The following is a 19,826-nucleotide window of genomic DNA, read 5'->3' on the forward strand; positions in this document are numbered from 1 at the left end:
CACAGCCCCAGGGCCGGGAGGGGCTATGGGCGAAAGCGTTGGCATGATGACGGACGGGGGGGTGCTCCTCTCGGGTGGCGCACGCGTGGACTCGCCTCCGATTCTGCGTCTTGCCGGGCTACCTGCGGCGGCGCTGGGCCGGCTGCGCTTGACGAAGTCATTCCGGTGCGCTGAGGAGCAGGCGCGGCTGCGCCGGTGGCTGGCTCTGGAGGGCCAGGCGCTGTCCGACGCCCTGTTCGCCGAGATCGGGGCGCTTCAGCACACGGCCCTGAAGCCCCGGCTGGTGGGTTTACGCCGGGCGGTCTTCCAATCGCGGCGGCCGCGCGACGAGGAGTGGAACGAGGCCGTCGCGGCGCTGCTCGCTCCGCACGTCACCGAGCGGATCGAGGTCTGGCTGTCGAAGCTCGACACTCTGGACCGGGTCGTTGCTGAACTGCCTGCGGTCCTTGCCGCCGAAGTCACCGACCGGGAGCGGGTACTGCGGGAGGTGGCCGCGGATCCCGGCTTTCGCCGGGCCCTGTCCCAGGCCAGCCCCGCGCTGCACCTGGAACTCGGCAAGTGGTTGGCGGACGCGGCGCACCGGCCGAGGGCACAGAGCCTGGCCCGCCTCGCGAAGTACGTGGCGCGGGCGGCGGCCAAGACCAGCCCGTACAGCACCTTCACCATCAGTGGTCAGGGGGCCTGGGTCGACGGCACGGCACCGGAGCTGTTCGCCGCCAAGGCGCCGGTTGCCGGGATCCTGGAACTGGACGGCTTCCTGCTACAGAACATGATCCGGGCCCTTCGGGAAACGCCGGCGCTCAAGGCGTCGCTGTGGGTACGGGTGAACCCGAGCGTGACCAGGTCGGCAGGGAAGGTCACCTTCTCCGGGTTGCCGCCACGCGAACCGATCGTGACCATGCCGGAGACTCCCGCCATCCGCGCCTGTCTGCGCCTGGTTGCGGAGGGTGCGCCGGGCACGCTGGGCGGGCTGGCCGAACGCCTCGCCTCCGGCGCCAGGACGCCCGCTGACGTTCGGCCGTTCCTGGACGCGCTGGTGCGAGCTGGTCTGCTCATCCTTGAGCCCCCGGTGACCGATCAGGCCCTCGACCCGCTGTCAGATCTGATCGCCTGGGTCGCCGCGCACGGCGGCGACGAGCTCGTCGACGTCGCGGTGCTGCTGGACCGGTTGCGTACGGAGGTCAGCTTGCCGGTGCCGGTCGACGACGTCGACGGGCACTGCGCCCGCCAGGACCGGCTGCGGGACGCGGTGGCCGCCATCGTCACCCGCCTCGGGTTGCCCTTCCAGCCAGTGGCTGAAATGAGCAAGGCCGTGTACCACGAGAACGCGGTCTTTCCCGACCCGCCGGTCGAGTGCGCGACCGGGCGGTGGCGTCCGGCACTGGACGACCTCGACGCGGTCCGGCGCTGGCTGGCGGTCTTCGATCCGGCTCTGCCCCTGCGGCTCGCGTTGGGCGTCTATTTCCGGGAACGCTTCGGCGCAGGCGCCCAGGTCTCGGTGCTGGAGCTGTGCCGAGCGGTGCACGAGGAGATCGCGCGCGGAGAGCCGGCCGGTGGGTCCGCCGCCGGGCAGGAGGTGGCGCAGTTTCTGCGCGCGTCGCCGCTGGCCAACAGCACCGCCCTGGCCGTGAGTCCGCTGAGCAGGCTCCGGGAGCTCGGCCGGATCCAGGAGGCGGCCCGGCGCGGGGTGCTGGGTCCGGTGGAGGCGGACGGAGTCATCCGTACGCCGGCCGAGAAGCTGCGGGCGATGGCTGCCGGCTGGCCGCAGTGGGTCACCCCGCCCGGATCGCTGGGCTGCTACGTGCAGGTGGTCGAGCGGGGTCCGCAGCTGGCGCTCGCGCTGAACGTCGCGCATTCGGGATACGGGCGGGGGCGCAGCCGCACGACACGGTTGACCACCCTGGCCGGTGGGACCCTGCCACCGGGCCGGGTCTGGCCCGGGGCGTCCGGTGCGGTGATTCACGCGGAGTTGAGCGGGACGTTCTCGTCGGCGTTGAACGCCCGGACGGCCAGCACCGACTACGAGATCGACTATCCGTTCACGGTCACCGGGCGGCCGGACGCCGAGCGGTTGCCGCTGGGGGATCTGAGGGTGGTCCACGATCCGCGCAGCGACCTGGTGAACATCGTCTCGACCCGGCTGGTTCAGCAGGTCGTGCCGCTGCATCTGGGCATGATGGCCGACGTTCTGCTGCCGCCCATCGCTCAGTTCCTGAGTTGGTCGTTCGGGGTGACCTACTACCTGCACCCCAGTTTCTCGCCGCTGGCCAGCGGCACCGACCTGACGCCGCCCGAGAGCCTCACCACCCATCCGAGGGTGGAGACCGGCCGGGTCGTTCTGCGTCGGGCGCGGTGGCGGGTGCCGACCGCGCAGGTGCCGACGCGGCAGAAGGCGGAGGCCGACGCCGACTATCTGGTGCGCCTGGTCGGGTGGCTGCGGGCGAACGGGATCCCGGACCGCTGCTATGTGCGGATGTGGACCGACGGGCTGTGGGGCAACGATCCAGCGGACGACAAGTGGGGCAGGTGGGTGCTGGACAAGTCCCGTAAGCCCGTCTACATCGACTTCGCCAACTGGTATCTGCTCGCGGTGTTCGAACGGATGCTGCGAACGCCGGGGCCGGTGATGGTGTTCGAAGAGGCGTTGCCCGCACCGGGTGACGTGTCAGGGCCTGCCGACGAGCCGGCCGTCGCCGAGTACCTGGTCGAGATTTCGGACCGAGGGTGAGATGGAAGAGACGAACTGGGTCAGCGCCCACGCCTTCTACCAGGGCGACCAGGACCACCTGCTGGTCGAGGCGGTCGATCCGCTGGTGACGGAGCTGATGTCCGGCGGCCGGGCCGCCGGATGGTTCTACCTGCGCTACTGGGACGGCGGTCCGCACGTGCGGTTGCGTCTGCTCCCGGCCGACGGCGTCGACCCGGACGAGATCAGAGAGGCAACCGACAAGCAGTTGGACGGCTACTTCCGGGACCATCCCTCGGACCCGGTGATGACCGCGGACAGCTACGCGGAGACCGCGGCGATGTTGGCGGCCTGGGAGCAGGTCGCACCCGGTTTCACCTCGCCGCAACCCAACGACTCGGTCGCGTACGTCCCGTACCGCCGGGAGCATCACCGCTACGGTCACGGTGCCGCGATCGAGGCGGTGGAGCGGCACTTCGTGCAGTCCAGCGCGCTGGCGATGCGTCTGCTGCGGCAGGGGGCCTCTGCGCAGGCCCGCTCGACCGCCGCGTTCGCCATGATCCTCATCGCCTGGCTCACCTGTGAAACGGACCCGGTGCGGCTACGCGACCTGATCGAATCCGGACCCGGGTACGACCGGGCGGCGCCCTTCGACCTGCCGCAGCCCTCGGCGCAGCTCGGCACGGCGGTGTCCGTGGCCCAACGGATGCGGGCGCTGGTGGCGGCCAACGACCGGCACAGCGACCCGGGAACGCTCGCCGGCTGGGCCCGCTCGGTCGCGGCGCTGCGGGACGTGCTGAACGAGCAGCTCGACCGGGGCGCACTGGCTCCTCCGGCCGCGGGCTGGGAGGGGCCCGGGGGCATCGTCACCGCGGGACCAGCCACCTCGGTGCTGACCATCATCGACATCTGCGCACACCTCGTCTGCAACCGCCTCGCCGTCACCCTGCCGGCGGAGATCTCCCTGCGCCAGCTGGCTGGGGCAGCGGTGTCGACGCTCGCCGAGGGGGACTGAACCATGCGATGGCACTGCTTCCAGATCTACTACCACGCCGACAACAAGGATCGGCTCATCCTGGAGGCGATCCGGCCGGTGGCGCGGCGGCTCGGCGACCAGGTCGACTCCCTCTACTACCTGCGGCACTGGCTGCGCGGTCCGCACGTGCGGCTGTACGTCCGCTGCACCCCCGAGGTCCTGGCAACGCTCGCTCGTCCGGCGATCGACGAACTCGTCGGTCGCTTCCTGGCCGAGGTGCCGTCGACCGTACGCCTGGATCCGCAGGAGCACCTGCCGATGCACCGGCGGCTGGCCGAACTGGAGTCGGAGAGCGGCGACCTGCTTCCGTGGTATCCGGACAACTCGCTACACCTCAGCACCGAGGTGGACCCGCCGCCGTCCGAGGCGACGACCGCCGGCCTGCTGGCGGACTTCTATTCGGACACCACCGAGCTGGCCTTCCGAATGACCGAGGAGATCGCTGCCGGCGGGCGGCGGCTCGGGATCGCGTTCGATCTCATGATCGCCACGGCGCACTCGCTGTCCGGGGTCGGGCTCGCCCGCGGCGGCCTCTCCTTCCGTTCGCACGCCGAGGCGTTTCTACACGGCTTTCCCGAGGGGCGGGGCCTGCGCGACGCGTGGGACCGGCACTACCGGCGCAGCGCAGCGACGCTGGTCGGACGTGTCCGGGCAGTGGTCGCAGACCTGGACGGCGCGACGTCGGCCGTGCCGTACGTGCGGGACTGGCTCGACGCCCTGCGACCGTACCGGGATCGCGCCGGTCGGCTGGTCAGCGCCGGGCTGCTGATGGACCAAGCCCCGCCGGTCGACGCCGACGCCGATATCGTCGACTTGACACAGGTCAGTCCGTTCCACCGGGAACTGTTCGCCACCAGCGCCTGGCAGGAGCAGACCGAAGCCACCGAGTGGTTCCTCAGCTACAAGCTGGTGCTCAACTACACGTACCTGCACCTGACCCGGCTGGGTGTAAACCCCGTCGAACGGTTCCTGCTGTGCCACCTCGCGGCTTGCGCGGTGGAGCAGGCGCACGGGGTGTCGGCGGTGGAGCTGATCAGGACCCTCGCCGACCCGTCGGTGACCGCCGCGGAGGCGGCACGATGATCGAGCCGTTGACGGACGCGCCGCTCACCGAACGCCTGTCGCTGGTCACCAGTGTCTACAGCGCGGTCGGCGAGGACGATCGGCTGCGACTGGTGGCGGGCTCCCGGGCCGAAACATTCGGCGTCGCGGAGACCTGGAAACGTGACCTTCTCCAGCAGCTCGCGGCGGGACCGTGCCCGGCCGCGGAACTGGCTGCGCAGGAACAGCGCGCCGGGTTCCTCGCAGCACTGGGCGCGGGCGGCTGGCTGGTCACGGAGATCGGCCGGGAGAAGGGGCCGCTGTACGCCGTCCAGCCCACCCGACGGCCGGTGCCGGCACCGCACCCCACCCCCGACCGGCTGCTCCTGTCGCGGTTCGCGATCGTGCACCGGGAACGCGACGAGCGGGACCTGGTCATCGAGTCGCCCCTGGCCTGGGCCCGGGTCCACGTCCACGACCCCGCACTGCTCGGCCTGCTGACGGGGGAGAAGCCCGTACCGGCCGACCCGGACGCGCCGGTGCGGGCGCCCGCCGCTCGGTTCCTGCACGACCTGTACCAGTGCGGGCTGGCGGTGCCGGTCGGCGGCGCCGAGGACGAGGCGTTACACCTGCGCCAGTGGGGCGCTCACGAGCTGTGGTTTCACCAGCGCAGCCGGATCGGGCACCGTGACCGGCTGGGTAGCGGATACGGCCGTACCCGATGGGCCGACGGCCTGTTCGAGCCGTTGCCCGCCCAGCACGAGCCCTATCCCGGACCGGTCGTCCCGCTGCCCACCCCCGATCTGGGGCAGCTGCGTCGCGTCGACCCGCCGCTCGCCGCAGTGATGGAGGACCGGCGTTCCATCCGAGCTCACGACGACGACACCCCGATCACCCTGGAGGAGCTCGGCGAGTTCCTCTACCGGTGCGCGCGGATGCGGTTCGGCTCCGGTCCCGAGGGGGAGCGGCAGCTCGGTCGGCCGTACCCGTCCGGCGGTTCCGTGTACGAGCTGGAGCTGTATCCGGTGGTGCGGCTGGCCTCGGGGCTAGCCGCTGGGGTGTATCACTACGACGATCACGAACACGCGTTGCGGCTGGTGCGCGGGCCTGGGCCCGGCATGTCCCGCCTCATCGCCGCGGCGCGTCGAGGCACCTTCGAGCAGCTGAGGCCGCAGGTGCTGATCGTCGTGGCGGCGCGCTTCGGGCGGCTGGCCTGGACCTACGAGCAGATGCCGTACTCGCTCGTGCTCAAACACGTCGGGGTGCTCTATCAGACGATGTACCTGGCCGCCACGGCCATGGGTCTGGCCGCCTGTGGGCTCGGCGGCGGCGACCGCGAAACCCTCAACGAGGTGACCGGCGTCGGTTACACGCACGAAAGCGCGGTGGGCGAGTTCCTGCTCGGCAGCCGTCCTACCGCCCGATGAACGGACAACCGGAGACCATGGGCCTTCTGCTGCGTCCCGACACCTACTACACCCGCTCCGAGGACGGCCTGTACCTGCTGACGTACGAGGGGCCGGTCGTCGTGGGCGGCGATTCCGCGTATCCGCTGCTCGCCCGGCTGGCCCCCTACCTGGACGGCCGGTACTCCCTGGCCGACCTGACCGCCAAACTGACCGGCCCGCGGCGGGACATGGTGCGGCAGCTCATCACCATGCTGGTCGAGAAAGGCGCGATCACCCCGTACGGGCAGGCGTCCCCAGCCGGCACCGAACAGGTCGACGACCACCACGGGGAGATTTCCTTCCTCAACCACCTGACCGACTCCGCTCCACAGGCGTTCCGGGAGTACCGCGGCGAGACGGTCGCGGTGGTGGGCCCGGCAGATCTGGTACCGGCCGTGGCCGTCGCCGCGCTGCGTTCAGGGCTGAGCCAGGTGCGCCTGGTGGCGCCGGAACCTGCGGAGGGGTGGGACACGCTGCTGGCCGACGTCGAGCGCGGCCGCCGTGACCCCGCACAACGCGTCACCCGTACCCACCTCGACGCCGAAGCGGACGCGGCGGCGGTCACGTCGGCGCTGCACGGCGCGAACCTCGTCCTGCACATGTGCGACCGACCGGCGGTCGACCAGGTACGGCTACTGGAACAGGTCTGCGCGGCCTCGCGCGCCGACCTGTTCCAGGCGCTCATGATGGGGGACGGCGTCTGGTTCCTGTCATCCGGCCCCAGGGCGGGAACCGGCACGCGATGGTCGTCGGTGGCACGGCGGCACCGCGCGCGTCATGGCGCCGGCGCCGCGCGATCGGCGCAACTGGACGGTACGACCCGTCGCGTCGCCGCAACCCAGCTCCTGTCCCGTGCGTTCCGCACGGCAACCGGCGCGGCACGACCGGAACCGGCCGGGGTCACCCGTCTCGACGAGGCCAGCCTGAGCAGTGAGGCGCACTGCGTCGTGCCGCATCCCTTCGAGGCGGCGGCCGAGGACCCGACCGCCGAGGCGGTACGCGGACGCATCGCGCAACGACGTGCCGCCGCACCGCTGGACCCGGAGATCTTCTCTCGACGTGCCGCCGGATGTATGGACGATCGAGTTGGAGTCTTCGGGCGACCTGCGGAAGGCGACTTCGGTCAGCTGCCGCTGCATGTGTGCGAGATCGAGGTTCCGGATCCGGTGGGGCTGCTCGGTGAGGGCTCCGTTCCGCTCCGCGTCTTCGGCACCGGCGTGGACTTCGCCGCCGCCCGCCTCGCGGCCGGGCTCCACGCGTTCTCGGCCTACGGGGCGCTCATGCTAGACCCACGCCGGCTGGTCGGCATCGACGACGAGCCGCTCTTCGCCGACGACGTGGACCCGGATCTGGCCCTACGCGACGACGGAGTGCGGGCGGGCTATCTGCCAGGTATCGCGCTCACCGACGGACGGAGCCGGCTGGTGCCGGTGGCGCGAGCCTTCCCGGCGCTGCGTTCGGTTGACCGGGCCCGCCCACTCCCGCCCGGAATCGCCTCCGCCTACAGCTGGCAGGAGGCCGTGACGGCCGGCGTCCTCGGACAGGTCAGGCGGTTGACCCTCGAAGAGATGGTCGCGGCCCCGAGACTGTTTCCCGGGATCGACGTCGACGCCGTCGCTCTTGATCCGGTCGGGAGGCGATACCGCGAGATCCTGGCGGCCGTCGGTGAGAGCCTGCTCGTGCTCGACATCACCGGGACGCTCGCGGTGCCGACCGTGTTCTGCCGGGTGGGTCCCGAGGCGCGGGGCTGCGCCAGCGGCCTGTCGGTGGCCGAGGCGGTGCGCGACGCCTTGGCCGAGGCGGTGCTGTCCTATCAGTCGTCGCTGCACGGACAGCCCGTGTACGCGCCGCCACCGATCCCCGTGCCGTCGTCGCCCGCGCCGTCGATCCAGGCCCGTGCGCCGGCGTCCCCGCCCGGGCCGGACCGCCGACCCGACCCCGACCCGCTGGACCTGGACGCGGTCGTGGTCGCCCTGACGGCACACGGCAGGGAGCCGGTGGCCGTACCGCTCGACCACGATCCGGAAGTGAGCGCCATGATGTCCAACACCGTGCACGTGGTGGTGACCCATGACCGCTGAGGTGCGGCTGCTCGGCACCGGCACCCTCGCCGAGGCCATCGCCCGCAACGTCCACCGACCCGCGGGCGTGATCGCGGTGGCCGAACCCGCCGGCTCCAAGTCGGTCAGCACCGACACCGTCATCGTGACCGCGACCGACGCCTGGGACCTCGGCGACCGCACGGCGGTACGCGCCGCGGGAACATCGGACCGGCCGTCCTGGCTTCCGGTCCGCACCGAACTGGGCCGAGTGGTGATCGGACCCCTGGAACGCGCAGGTGAGCCCGGCTGCGTGGACTGCGCCGAACGGCGGCGCCGGCGCAACCGTCTACATTCCCGCGCCCACGACACGCTGATCGCCGACAGCCGCTCGACGCTGGGCAGCCGGCCCTCCGCCTGGATCACCGACCTGGCCGCCGACGCTGTCGCCGCGCTGGTCGACGACGAGATCGCGCGACTGACCCGGGACCCGCACGCACCCAGGACCCGATGGGCCCTGATCTGTCTTGACCTGAAGTCCCTGGAGGTGACCCGGCACCCGTTCCTGCCCGACCCGTCCTGCCCGGTCTGTGGGAACCTCCCGGAGGACAACGCCGACGCGGCCCGGATCGTGCTGCAACCCCGCCCGAAGAGCGCGCCCGACTGCTACCGGACCCGAAGCCTGGCCGAGCACCAGGACGACCTGATCGCCACCTACGTGGACCCCGAGTGCGGACTCATCCGGCTGCTCGCCCGGGACAACAACGCCGGTTCGGTTGTCGCCGCGGCCTGGATGGGACTGCCGGACGGCGCGACCGAGGGCGGCTACGGACGGACCCGCAGCTATCGCAGCAGCGAGCTGGTCTCGATCCTCGAGGCACTGGAGCGACACGGCGGGATGGAGCCCGGCGGCAGGCGGACGACGGCGCACGGCAGCTACGCCGACCTGCGCGAGCGGGCCCTCGACCCCCGGCACCTCGGCCTGTACCCGGCCGATCGTTACCGAATCGACGGTGTTCGCTACCGCCCCTTCGAAGTCGACCAGCGGTACCGCTGGGTATGGGGACACTCCTTCCGGCGCGACGAGCCGATTCTGGTGCCGGAAACGTACGCCTACTACCGGATCCACCGCTCCGACAACGAACCGGCGCCGTTCGTGTACGAGATCTCCAACGGCTGTGCCCTCGGCGGAAGCCTGGAGGAGGCGATCCTGCACGGCATTCTCGAGATTGCCGAGCGGGATGCGTTTCTGATGACGTGGTACGCGCGCATGCCGGTGCCGCGGATCGACCTGCGCTCCGCGTGCCGCCGGACCGTCCCGCTCATCGCCGAGGCCATCCAGGCGGAGACCGGCTACCTGGTCCACACCTTCGACATCACCCTCGAACAGGGCATCCCGTGCGTATGGGCGATGGCGGTGGACCCGTCCGACGACGACGACCGGCCGAGGGCAGTCTGCGCCGCCGGCAGCCATCTCGACCCGGAGATCGCCGCCGAGAACGCATTGAGCGAACTGGGGGCGATCCTGGTGGACCTGATGCGCCGCTATCCCGGACAACGCGAGCGCGCCGAACGGATGGTGCGGGACGGGACGCTGGTCACCGAGATGGCAGACCACTCCCTGCTCTACGCCGCACGTACCGCCTTCACCCGCTTTGACTTCCTGGCCGGCTCGCCGCGCTGGACGAGCTTCGCGGAGATGGCACAGCCGGACGGGTTCCGCAACGCCGACCTCGCCGACGATCTCCGGGAGCTCTTGCGCCGCTATCTCGACGAGGGCATGGACGTGGTCGCCGTCGACCAGACCACCCCCGAACAGCACGCACAGGGCCTCGCCTGCGCCAAGGTGATCATCCCCGGAACCCTGCCGATGACCTTCGGTCACAGCCTGCGTCGAGTGGACGGGATACCTCGACTTCACGAGATTCCCCACCGGCTCGGATATCGCGATCGACGGCTGCGGGCCTCGGACATCAACCCGCACCCGCACCCGTTCCCCTGACCACCCCGAGATCAAGGAGCCCACCGGGATGTATCTGCAGTTCGTCCTCTGGGACTTGAGCAAGTCGAGCGTCTCCGTCGAAGACCTGCGCGGTTACCTGCGCGACTACGCCGTCGAGGCGTACTCACAGCTCCCGGGGATGCGCCTGAAGACGTGGTTCGCCAACTCTGACCGGCAGGTGTGGGGCGCGGTGTACCTGTGGGACGGCGCCGAATACATGGACGGCCCGGCCCGGGTGAGCCGAGCCGTCGAGCTGATCGGATACCCGCCAACCTCGGTCAGCGTCTTCGACGTCGAAGCCATCGCCGAGGGTGCGAGCGCCTACGACGGTCTCATGGCCCTCGGCCGGGCCTTCGCCTGAGCTTCCCACCCGGGTTCTGCGTCAGGGCAGTGGCTCACCGTCGAGGTCCAGCGCGCCGAGTGCCGCCGCCACGTCGGCCAGATCGCGTCCGAACGCCTTCTGGATCGCCTGGACCCGTGAGGTGACGTCGAGCTTGGCGTAGACGTTCGTCAGATGTCGCTTCACGGTCGTCTCCGTGATGAACAACTGCTGGGAGATCCGCCGATTGCTCATGCCCGCCGCTACCAACCGCATGATCTCAACTTCCCGGTTCGTCAACGGACCCGGCTCCGCGGTGGCCGGACGCAGCTTGCGGAGCGCACCGACGGGTGCGGAGAGAATGAAACGATCCTCCTTGCGGTGCACCGCGTGGATGACGCTGACCAGCTCGTCCAGTTGCACGCCCTTGGCCAGGCAGGCGTGCGCACCCGAGGTGAGCACCTTCCAAAGGAAGAGATGATCAGAAGAGTCGGTCAGGACGACGATCCTCGAGTCAGGCCGTTCGCCGAGGATGGGTGAGACCATCGCGTCGGGAAACTCATCACCGGCATCGGTGATCAGAATCGTCGTGTGCCACCGATCCTTCGCCAACAGCGGGGAGGCGGTCAGCGGCGGGCGGTCGTCGTACACGAAGAAGTTCGGCACCTTTCTCAGCAACTCGGCGAGGCCATGCTGAAGCAGCGGCGTCTCGCTCACTATCTCGATCGTCATCTGCTGCGGGCAGCCCCGGGGAACCTCTCGCGAGTCCGCTCCCGGGTTGTGCAATGCCGACAAGGTGCCCCCTGTGAGACGTGCTGACCGGACCCTCGGCCGGCGGCCGCGGCGGGCCACTGCTCGCAGCCGCCGGCCGAGGGCTCTCCGACGGCTAGCCGAGGTCCATACGGCGAAGCAGGGCGACCGCGTCGTCGCGCTTGGCGTTCGGGGCATCCGTGTCGAGGAACTCCCGCAACGCCACCAACTTCTGGTCGCTGACCTTGTCCCGGACGACCGACAGCCGCAGAATCCGGGCGTAGGTGCGGTCGGGGAAGTACAGTTCCTTGGCCGCCGCCAGCACAATCGCGCTGCTGGCTGATGAGATCACGCCACGCGCCACCGCTGCGGCGATCGCCACCCGAATATTGACCATGGGTTCGCACAGGGCGCGCAGCGAATCCGGGTCGAAGGTGATCGCCACCTCGTCGTCGGCGTAGACCGTGCCCGAACGGTACATCTCGAAGACCTGCCCGACCCCGACCATGCCCTCGGTCACCAGTTCGGCCGCGCGTAGGGCGCCCATGCTGGAGGAGCCGAACACCCGCACGGGGTCAGGGTGGCGATCTATGGCTCGTAGCACCTCCTTGGGGGAGATCATGAGTCCCTGAAGGAACTGGCCGTCCACGATGCCGATGTGGGTCGGCGGCTCCGGATCGGCCAGTAGCAGGTCGATGTCCCCGCGCTTGACCGGGGGACGCACCTCCACCGGTGCGATCTCGGCGATCGCGGCGGCGTCGATACTCGGCCCGGCGAAGACGACGGCGCGGGTCACCGTCCCGCTCCCGCCCGGGCCGCTGCCCGGTCACGCGGTCTGGCCACCAGTTGCAGCGACTCGTTCCAGTGCGCCTTTGCCCGCGGTCCGAGCCGGCTCTGATCGATCGCCCAGGACTCAAGTCCCGGCACGATCACCCGGACCACGTGTACTGGAAAGCCCGGTGGCGTGCGGTCGACCACGATCACCCTCTTCAGTCCGTTGTCGCGCAGCCGGCCGAGCATCAGCTGGATGTCTGCCATGACGTCGTCGTTCGGGAAACTGCGTACGTCGCCGAAGCGCGCCGGTGACTCGGACTCCCGCCACGGCCACACCGAGTGGTCCACCGATCCGCCGCGGGAGACGTGGTGGTTCCAGTTGTCGACCTCGCCCGCGGGCAGGCTGATGTCCTCGCGCATCCCTTGGATGTCCACCGCTCGGCTCTGCGCCAGTTCGGTCAGCGCGCGGATGACCGCCACCTCTGCGTTGGGATGCGTTCCGTATCCGGAGTGGCCCGGCGAGAAGGTGTCGGCCAACGACTCGCTGACCACGGCGGCGAAGCTCGGGATGCCGATCGAGGAGGTGATGTCTCTGACGACCAGGGGCAGCCCAGCGTCCTGGATCCTGTCGGCGAACCAGCGTGCCGCTTCGGGAAGGGTGGCGAGATCGACGCTGGGGGTGCTGTCCTCCAGCGTGGTCACCGCCCCCCGGGTGGCGGACGCGCCGAGCTTGTTGCGCATCATGTGGGTGATCCGGTTGCTGACCAGATCCGCCAGTGTCAGGGCGTCGCGCTCGATGACCTCGCACATGGCATGGCAGATGGCTTCCTCCAGCGAGTTGCCCGATGCCAGCCCGTTGCTGCTGTTGATCGCGAAGCACTGGACTTCGTGGAAGCGGATGTAGTAGCCGGCCAGGCTCAGCGGTACGTAGACCGGCTCGTCGTGGAGCAAGTCGTAGCCTTGGGCCCATGAGATCGGTACGTCCGGGCGGTAGGCGTGGCCCGGCGCGAGGTTGTGGTCCGCCGGGTCCAACACTGCCTGCCCGGCGGCGTCCAGTTCGGTGTACGCGGCCACGAGGTCCGGTGTCCTGGGCTGCCAAGCGGCGAAACGCTCCACCGCTTCCATGATCGCCGACGCCCGCGCATCATCGTGGGTGCGTCCCTTACCGTTGTAGACCGACAGCAGGTCGTGGGATCGCGGCACGATGGCGTTGTAGACGGGAATGCCGATGCGGTCCAACCAGGTGATATCGGCGACCCGGGCCACTCCCACGGTCCGTAGTAGGGGAGTGACGCGCTCAAGGGTCCGGAGCGTGGTCACCTCGCGGGTAGGCCCGACCTTGGGGACGCGGTCACGCAGCTTCAACGGCCACCACCGTCGGTCGAATAACGGTGTTGTCGACAGGCTGGTCAGGCATTCATCGACCTCTTCTCTCCGAGGGGCGCAGCCGTTGCCACTGCGGCGTTCGCTCTCCGGCGAGAATTGCATTCCGCCTGAACGATGTAAGCCAGGCTCGTGTGAGCTGCTTAGATACCCGTCACTGCCGCAGCGCTGGTGTCAACGATGATCCAGAGGTGGGACGCCGGCAAGGGGTACGCCCGTTCGGGACTGTTCGGAATCGTTCGGTGCGGGCTGGAGCGCCCCCGCTGCCGATCCGTTCGATATCGAGCAGCGCGAAATTCCCATCGTCCGCAACGGAATTCTTGGCTGGTCGTGCCCAAAGGGAAACGGTGCAATCGAAGTGGCCACGAGCGGCCCAATCACTGTCAGTCCGTGGTCGGAGTGACGGCCAAAATGCCGCGACAGCCCGAATGCGTCGGCCGCCGATCAAGTCCGCCGTTTCGAGGAGACCCGAGGCCGACCACGGCTGGGCGTGGAAGATCGGCTCCTGGTCAGCTGACCGCGTCGGGCCGGGGTTCCAGGACCACCACGGCGGTCTCGGACGGGCGAAGCGTCGCGAAGGCGTCGATCTTCGGATCGATCTCACGCCAGCGGGCCCACAGCCGCACCCGCTCGTCGCCCGCTGCGGCGTGCCCGCGTACCAGCCGCCGGCCGTCGACCAGGTCGACCGTCGCATCCGGATGGGTCTGGAGGTTCAGCCACCAGGCGGGCTCACCCTCGCCCCAGCCATTCATCGCCAACGTGAACAGGTTCGGCCCGTCCTCCAGATACGCGACGATGACGCTGCGCTGCTCGCCGCTGCGGCGTCCGGTGGTGGTCAGCCGCAACGTGCCCCAGCGGTCGGTGCGTGGTTGCCAGAGCCCGACCCGGCCGCGGAAGACCCGATACAAACCTCGGTGGACCCTCCAGGCCAGCCGGATGAACCAGCGCGGTGGAAGCTTCGGAACCTTCGCCTCGCCATTGACCGACATGATGACCTCCCACCCGTATCAGGCCACGGTGTGAACGGGTCGCCAATCGCAGCTTCGGGCAGTCCCGCCACGCCGAACGGGCCTTCGTCGCCCGGGACGTGGCTTGACACGCCTGACCGGCCGCTCTCAGGCATACGCGAGCAGGAGATCGGTCGTGCCGGTGCCGCCGGGTTGACCCGCCGGGGCGGAGACGTAGAAGCCGCCGTTGCCGGTCAGGCGGGGCGTCAGCACATCGCAACCGGGCAACGGGAGTGACCCCGACCAATGCCGATTTCTAGGCGACCGTCACCATCGCCGCGCTACTCCAACGTTTGTGCACGTTGAAGACAGGGCCTAGCCGCGTCGCTTGCGCCTGCGCCAGAAGAGCAGGCCCGCAATCGCCACCGTGATGACACCGAGAATCGTCCAGTCGCCCGCGACGGTCGCCTCCGGCAGGGCCTTTGACTCGGGCTCGTCGCTCGCGGGCGAGGTATCCACGCCGACACATTACCCGGCGGATCGACGGGTGACACCGCACGAGGAGGCGAGTGCTTGTCAGCCATCGTGCGAGGTATGACCGCCGAGAATCGGGTAACCGCCCCCGGTGCCCGAGTCAGCGATCGCCGACTACGGCCTGCTCTCCGACTGCGCCTCGGCCGCGCTGGTTACCCGCGGCGGCTCGGTCGACTGGTGGTGCCCCGGCCAGTTCGGCTCGCCGTCGGTCTTCGGTCGGCTCCTCGACCCGGAAGCCGGGCACTGGACGCTCGGCCCGGTGACGGCCGAGCCGAGCACACGGACCGAGCGGGCGTACATCGACGGCTCGCTGGTACTGCGGACCGTGCACCACACCGGCGGTGGCAGCGTCGCCGTGACCGAGGCGCTGGCAGCCGAACCCGGAGCACGCGGACACGACCTGGGTCGCAACTCACCGGCAGTGCTGGTCCGGGTGGTCGAAGGGCTCACCGGCACGACGCGGATGCGCTGCGAGTTCGTGCCCAGGCCGGAGTACGGGCTCATCGTCCCGTACCTGCACTGCCGCGACAACAAGGTGCTGGTCGGTGCCGGGCCGCTCGCCCTGACGCTCCGCGGCCCGGTGCCGCTGGCCTGCGCGCAGGGCCGGGCCTACGCCGAGTTCGACGTCGCCGCCGGTCAGGTACTCGGCTTCGACCTGGCCTACGCTCCGGCGTACGGACCTCCGCCGCAGCAACTCGACCCGGTGCCGACCCTCGCCGACACCGTCGAGACCTGGCGGGCGATGCGGGGGCAGCACCAGTACCACGGGCGCTATCCCGACCTGGTGCAGCACAGCGGCCTGGTCCTGCAGGGCTTGACGTACCGGCCGAGCGGCGCGGTGGTCGCCGCCGTCGCCACGTCACTGCCGGAACGGCTCGGTGGCACGGACAACTACGACTACCGGTACGCCTGGCTGCGCGACTTCGTCGTGACCATGCGGGCCCTCTGGGTGGCCGCCTGCCAGGAGGACACCGGCCGGCTCTTCGACTGGGCCGCCCGCTCGGCGGGGAACGCCGGCGACCGACCGGTGCCCATCATGTACGGGGTGGCGGGCGAACGGGACCTCTCCGAGTACTCCCTCGACCACCTCCGCGGGTACGCCGGCAGCCGCCCGGTCCGGGTGGGCAACGACGCCTGGCGGCAACGGCAGCAGGACGTGCCCGGCGGCGTGCTGCTCGGCACCCACCTGATCCGCGAGCAGCTCGGCGAGCTCTCCCGGGAGACCCAGGCGCTGCTCGTCGGTCTCGCCGAGCAGGCCACCCACTGGCGGGAGCCGGACGCCGGCATGTGGGAGGACCGCGGCCCGGGCCAGCACTACCTGGCGTCCAAGGCGCTGAGCTGGGGTGCGCTGGACAGCGCGATCAAACTCGCGCCGCTGCTCGGCGAGCACGCCGATCCCGCACGCTGGGCCGCCGTCCGCGACGAGATCCGGACCGCCGTGCTGCGGGACGGTTGGAACGAACGGGTCGGCGCCTACACCGGTGCCATCGGCTCGCCCGAGCTGGACGCCTCGGTCCTCGTCCTGCCGTCGACGGGGATGGTGTCGCCGAACGACCCCCGGATGCGGGCCACCATCGACGCCATCGCGTCGGAGCTGACAACCGACGGGCTGGTCCGCCGCTGGCCGGACGACCCCGCCGGATTCGTGGTGTGCACCTTCTGGCTGGTCGAGTGCCTGGCGATGACCGGCGAGTTGAAGCGGGCCGAGGCGCTGTTCGAACGTACCGTCGCTCGCGCCAACGACCTCGGGTTGTTCGCTGAGCAGATCGACCCTCGCACGGGCGCGCACCTGGGCAACACGCCGTTGGCACTCTCCCACGCCGGCCTGGTCGGCGCGGCCTGGCGACTCACCAAACCCGGCTTCGTCTGATCCCGCCGTCCGCCGAGGCGTAGCGCGCGCTCTACTGCCAGGTGGCGGTGTCGGGGTCGATGCCGTGGGCGCGTGCGCTGGCGTCGACGATCTGGCGGAACCAGGTGGCGAGACCGGCGCGGAGGTCGTCGTAGTAGGCGGCGAAGGCCGGCTCGGCCTCGTACTTGCGGCCGAGACAGACCTGCATCTGCCGGGTGAGGGGGAAGTAGGAGGAGAAGACTTCGCGGTGCCGCTCGACGAGCTGGTTCGCCTCCGGGCTGCCCGGTGTGACGCCGGCGTCCATCGCGTCCGCGAGCGCGCGGTTGAGGCCGGCATTGGCGTCGGCGACAGCTTGCCACTCCTCTGGTGTGCGGGAGGCCGAGCGTTCGGCGTACTGCTGCCATTGCAGCGTGTCTCCGTAGCGCTGACGGGCTTGGGCGGGCCAGTCCGGGTTCCATTCCGGGCCGAAGATCGCGGCCTGCTGCTCGACTGTCAGCAGCAGGCCGCGCTCGTGGGCGTCGATCATCCGGTCCAGTCCGACGCTGAGCTGCTGGAGGTGGTCGATCCGTTCGGCGACCTGGCGGCGCTGCGCGCGTAGTGCGCTGGTGGCGTCCGCAGTCGGGTCGTCCAGGACGGCCCGGATCCGGTCCAGGCCGAGGCCGATCTCACGGTAGACGACGATGCGGTGCAGGCGTTCCAGATCGCCGGCGGTGTAGAGCCGGTATCCGGCGGGCGTACGCAGCGACGGTCGCGCCAGACCGGTCTCGTCCCAGTGGTGCAACGCGCGGACTGTCACGCCCAGACGCGTCGAGACCTGACCGACGGTGAGGCCGTCGGTGTCAGCGAGATGAGGCATGCCCTTCATTGTCGCCGCGACCGGCGCTCGGTGCGGTGATGCCGATGGCTTCAAGGTTGCGCGCCTCCTGACTGGACGGATCGAAGGGCTTCGCCGCGGTGAAGACGATCCGCGCGTTCTCGGGCGTGACCACCTCCACGTCCCGGGTGTTCCAGAAAGTGTCTCGGGGACCGTCGACGGAGCTCGGGTTCAGCGCCCGGCACGCCTCGACGAGTGGGTCGATCTGGTTGAGTACGCAGGCGAAGCTGACGCTCATCGATGGTGCCTGCTCCGGAACGCTCGGCGCCGAGACCAGGAGGACGTCCTGGAACGCCCAGCGACGCAGATGCACGAGCGTGCCGGGGATGCTGAACAGCTCGAAGAATCCCAGCCCGCGGATCCAGAAGTCCACCGACTCGGCCAGGTCACTCGCCGGGATCGTCACGAACGCGGGCATTCCGTAGATGCCGCGGAACGGCTCCGGTGCAACGGCGTCCGGGCCGGGATCGGGTACGGGACTGATCTCGAAGGCGTTGTAGTAGTCACTCATGCACCCCACCCTCCGGCCTCACGCCGCGTGAGGGTCAAGCCGGCCCATGCCGGTCGCGCCACGCTGCGAAACCGTCGCCCATCCGCTCGCTCAAATCTTGCCTTCCCTATCGAGATTCGATAGGTTCCTGTCGCCAGTCGATGGGAGGATGAGGTCATGGGGAAGCTGATAGTGCGTGGGCTGCGCGCCGTGCTCGTGGTGTTGCTCGCCGGCACCGTCTTCGTGCAGGCGTCGATGGTGTGGGCGTTGTTCACCGACCCGGAGGATGGGTCGCTCCCGCTGACCCCGCTGCGCGTGATCACGATCCTGGGCATGGTGTCGGCCCAGGTGGCCCTGGTCTGCGTATGGCGGCTGGTGGCGATGGTGCGACGCGGAACCGTCTTCTCGCATGCCGCCTTCCGGTACGTGGACGTCCTGATCGGTGCGATCGTGGCGGCTGCGCTCGTCTGGTTCGCGGTCACGGCCGTCAACGCCCCCGGCCAGCGGGACGATCCGGGCGTCACCGTCATCATGTGCGGGATCGGCGTGGCCATCCTGGGGGTCGCGCTCATCGTGCTCGTGCTGCGAATGCTGCTCGCCCAGGCCGTCGCGCGCGACGTCGAGGCGACGCAGCTGCGGGCCGAGCTGGACGACGTGATCTGACGCCGGCCGACGCCGACCTCGACGTGGTGCCGGTCACTCGGAAGGCGGCGGTGGCCGCCGGGTGTGGTCCGTCGAGTCCGCGGCGACGACCCCGACCATCGCGAAACGCTGCCTCGGGGACGGGGTGGCGTATCGGCGGCCGCGCGAGCGCGGCAGTCGGGGAAGCTGGCGGGTGGCGGCGGCCGAGAGTAGCGTCTGAGTTGGCGCCCAAAGCGCCACGTCGGGGTCGGCATCGCCGCACACCAGCTCTGTCCTCTTCGGCGCCGGATCGAAGGTGGCCACCTCATCCGGCCCTACCATTCGTCCTTCGCCGGACGGGGACTGAGCCGTTCAATGGACATAATCATTGGTCCCGGCGTATTACGGCACGACTACTACGACGTAGCGCCAAGCACTCGGTACGTCACCTTGACCGGTGAAGCCGACCTGGCCAACGCCCACCAACTCGAGCGGGAGCTGAACTTCCTGCTGGCTCCAGCGTGGGTGACCAGTCTCATCCTCGATCTCACGGCGTTGCAGTTTCTCGACTGCGCCGCGCTCGCCGCGCTGCTGGCCGTCAGGAAGGCCGCGTTGACACGCGGTCAGCAGGTGAGCATCACCGCGGCTGCCAGCACGCCGGCTCGGGTCCTCGCGATCACCGCGGTCGGCCGACTCTTCAGCTACCCGCCGCGTCCCTGAACTGGCACCCGACCTCACCTCGGTGGTGAGCGCTCACGTCACCTGGCGCGCACGCGCGATCGCCCCCGGAGGTGACGGCGGTCAGCGTTCTGGTGCGTCGAAGGTTCGGGTGCGCCGGGCGAGATCCGAAGGATGCGCAAAGTGGCGAGGTGCCTCGCCGGGACGCCCGGAGCCTTGTCAGCCGACGCTCCAGCGCCGCGATCTTCATCTCGACCGCCTGACGCTTGCGCAGGTTCAGCCCGTTATCACCCGATGCGGGACGCGGTCGCCTCAGCACTTGCCACCGGAAGAGCAAGAAACTACTAGCGCCAAC

17 protein-coding genes are annotated in these 19,826 nt (G+C 69.9%); 10 read left to right on the forward strand and 7 right to left on the reverse strand.

From position 1 onward, the window contains the following. Nucleotides 1-148: 148 nt before the first annotated feature. Genes D7147_RS09145 through D7147_RS09175 form a run of 7 tightly spaced genes read left to right on the forward strand, consistent with a single transcriptional unit; the run spans nucleotide 149 to nucleotide 10,613 of the window. A complete protein-coding gene (locus tag D7147_RS09145; RefSeq protein WP_158609324.1) occupies nucleotides 149-2,728 on the forward strand; it encodes a lantibiotic dehydratase in 2,580 nt (859 codons plus the stop codon). Nucleotide 2,729: 1 nt separating this feature from the next. Beyond that, on the forward strand, nucleotides 2,730-3,701 hold the full coding sequence (locus D7147_RS09150) for a lantibiotic dehydratase C-terminal domain-containing protein (protein WP_120675700.1): 972 nt from the start codon (nucleotides 2,730-2,732) through the stop codon (nucleotides 3,699-3,701). Nucleotides 3,702-3,704: 3 nt separating this feature from the next. Then, nucleotides 3,705-4,805, forward strand: coding sequence for a thiopeptide maturation pyridine synthase (locus tag D7147_RS09155; RefSeq protein ID WP_120675702.1), 1,101 nt, complete (start codon nucleotides 3,705-3,707; stop codon nucleotides 4,803-4,805). Then, nucleotides 4,802-6,190, forward strand: coding sequence for a SagB family peptide dehydrogenase (locus D7147_RS09160; protein ID WP_120675704.1), 1,389 nt, complete (start codon nucleotides 4,802-4,804; stop codon nucleotides 6,188-6,190). Before D7147_RS09155 ends, D7147_RS09160 begins: the two co-directional genes overlap by 4 nt. Beyond that, nucleotides 6,187-8,292, forward strand: a complete 2,106-nt coding sequence (locus D7147_RS09165) for a YcaO-like family protein (RefSeq protein WP_147437377.1) — start codon at nucleotides 6,187-6,189, stop codon at nucleotides 8,290-8,292. The genes D7147_RS09160 and D7147_RS09165 overlap by 4 nt, the downstream gene beginning before the upstream one ends. Then, nucleotides 8,282-10,252 carry a TOMM precursor leader peptide-binding protein gene (locus D7147_RS09170; RefSeq protein WP_120675708.1) on the forward strand — a complete coding sequence of 657 codons (1,971 nt, stop codon included), beginning with the start codon at nucleotides 8,282-8,284 and terminating at the stop codon, nucleotides 10,250-10,252. Before D7147_RS09165 ends, D7147_RS09170 begins: the two co-directional genes overlap by 11 nt. Before the next feature lie 28 nt (nucleotides 10,253-10,280). Beyond that, the gene (locus D7147_RS09175; RefSeq protein ID WP_120675710.1) at nucleotides 10,281-10,613 is read left to right on the forward strand and encodes a hypothetical protein; all 333 of its coding nucleotides are present in this window, start codon (nucleotides 10,281-10,283) and stop codon (nucleotides 10,611-10,613) included. A gap of 21 nt (nucleotides 10,614-10,634) precedes the next feature. Here the strand turns inward: D7147_RS09175 and D7147_RS09180 are convergent, their stop codons facing one another. The 5 genes from D7147_RS09180 to D7147_RS09205 form a co-directional block, all read right to left on the reverse strand. Continuing rightward, nucleotides 10,635-11,288 carry a response regulator transcription factor gene (locus D7147_RS09180; RefSeq protein ID WP_158609325.1) on the reverse strand — a complete coding sequence of 218 codons (654 nt, stop codon included), beginning with the start codon at nucleotides 11,286-11,288 and terminating at the stop codon, nucleotides 10,635-10,637. 169 nt (nucleotides 11,289-11,457) lie between these two features. Beyond that, nucleotides 11,458-12,117 (reverse strand): TfuA-like protein, encoded by a 660-nt coding sequence (locus D7147_RS09185; RefSeq protein ID WP_199734134.1) that lies wholly within the window; start codon nucleotides 12,115-12,117, stop codon nucleotides 11,458-11,460. After that, nucleotides 12,114-13,460 (reverse strand): YcaO-like family protein, encoded by a 1,347-nt coding sequence (locus tag D7147_RS09190; RefSeq protein ID WP_120675714.1) that lies wholly within the window; start codon nucleotides 13,458-13,460, stop codon nucleotides 12,114-12,116. Before D7147_RS09190 ends, D7147_RS09185 begins: the two co-directional genes overlap by 4 nt. A 527-nt stretch (nucleotides 13,461-13,987) precedes the next feature. After that, entirely contained in the window at nucleotides 13,988-14,467 is a 480-nt protein-coding gene (locus D7147_RS09195) for a nitroreductase/quinone reductase family protein (protein ID WP_120675716.1), read from the reverse strand. A 333-nt stretch (nucleotides 14,468-14,800) separates the two neighbouring features. After that, nucleotides 14,801-14,944 carry an LPXTG cell wall anchor domain-containing protein gene (locus D7147_RS09205; RefSeq protein WP_120675718.1) on the reverse strand — a complete coding sequence of 48 codons (144 nt, stop codon included), beginning with the start codon at nucleotides 14,942-14,944 and terminating at the stop codon, nucleotides 14,801-14,803. A 106-nt stretch (nucleotides 14,945-15,050) separates the two neighbouring features. Between D7147_RS09205 and D7147_RS09210 the strand changes: the two genes are divergently transcribed. Beyond that, on the forward strand, nucleotides 15,051-16,829 hold the full coding sequence (locus D7147_RS09210) for a glycoside hydrolase family 15 protein (RefSeq protein WP_120675720.1): 1,779 nt from the start codon (nucleotides 15,051-15,053) through the stop codon (nucleotides 16,827-16,829). Between the two features lie 31 nt (nucleotides 16,830-16,860). Here the strand turns inward: D7147_RS09210 and D7147_RS09215 are convergent, their stop codons facing one another. Further along, nucleotides 16,861-17,664, reverse strand: coding sequence for a MerR family transcriptional regulator (locus D7147_RS09215; protein ID WP_199716603.1), 804 nt, complete (start codon nucleotides 17,662-17,664; stop codon nucleotides 16,861-16,863). Further along, nucleotides 17,648-18,193: a VOC family protein gene (locus D7147_RS09220; RefSeq protein WP_120675724.1), complete on the reverse strand. Its 546-nt coding sequence runs from the start codon at nucleotides 18,191-18,193 to the stop codon at nucleotides 17,648-17,650. Before D7147_RS09220 ends, D7147_RS09215 begins: the two co-directional genes overlap by 17 nt. 156 nt (nucleotides 18,194-18,349) lie before the next feature. On the opposite strand from D7147_RS09220, the gene D7147_RS09225 reads away from it, so the two are divergent. Both D7147_RS09225 and D7147_RS09235 read left to right on the forward strand, forming a co-directional pair. Further along, nucleotides 18,350-18,835 carry a DUF2975 domain-containing protein gene (locus tag D7147_RS09225; protein WP_120675726.1) on the forward strand — a complete coding sequence of 162 codons (486 nt, stop codon included), beginning with the start codon at nucleotides 18,350-18,352 and terminating at the stop codon, nucleotides 18,833-18,835. 333 nt (nucleotides 18,836-19,168) lie between these two features. Further along, nucleotides 19,169-19,513, forward strand: coding sequence for an STAS domain-containing protein (locus D7147_RS09235; RefSeq protein ID WP_120675731.1), 345 nt, complete (start codon nucleotides 19,169-19,171; stop codon nucleotides 19,511-19,513). Nucleotides 19,514-19,826: the final 313 nt, after the last annotated feature.

Origin of the sequence: Micromonospora musae, assembly GCF_003626545.1 — a bacterium.
Classification (GTDB): domain Bacteria; phylum Actinomycetota; class Actinomycetes; order Mycobacteriales; family Micromonosporaceae; genus Micromonospora; species Micromonospora musae.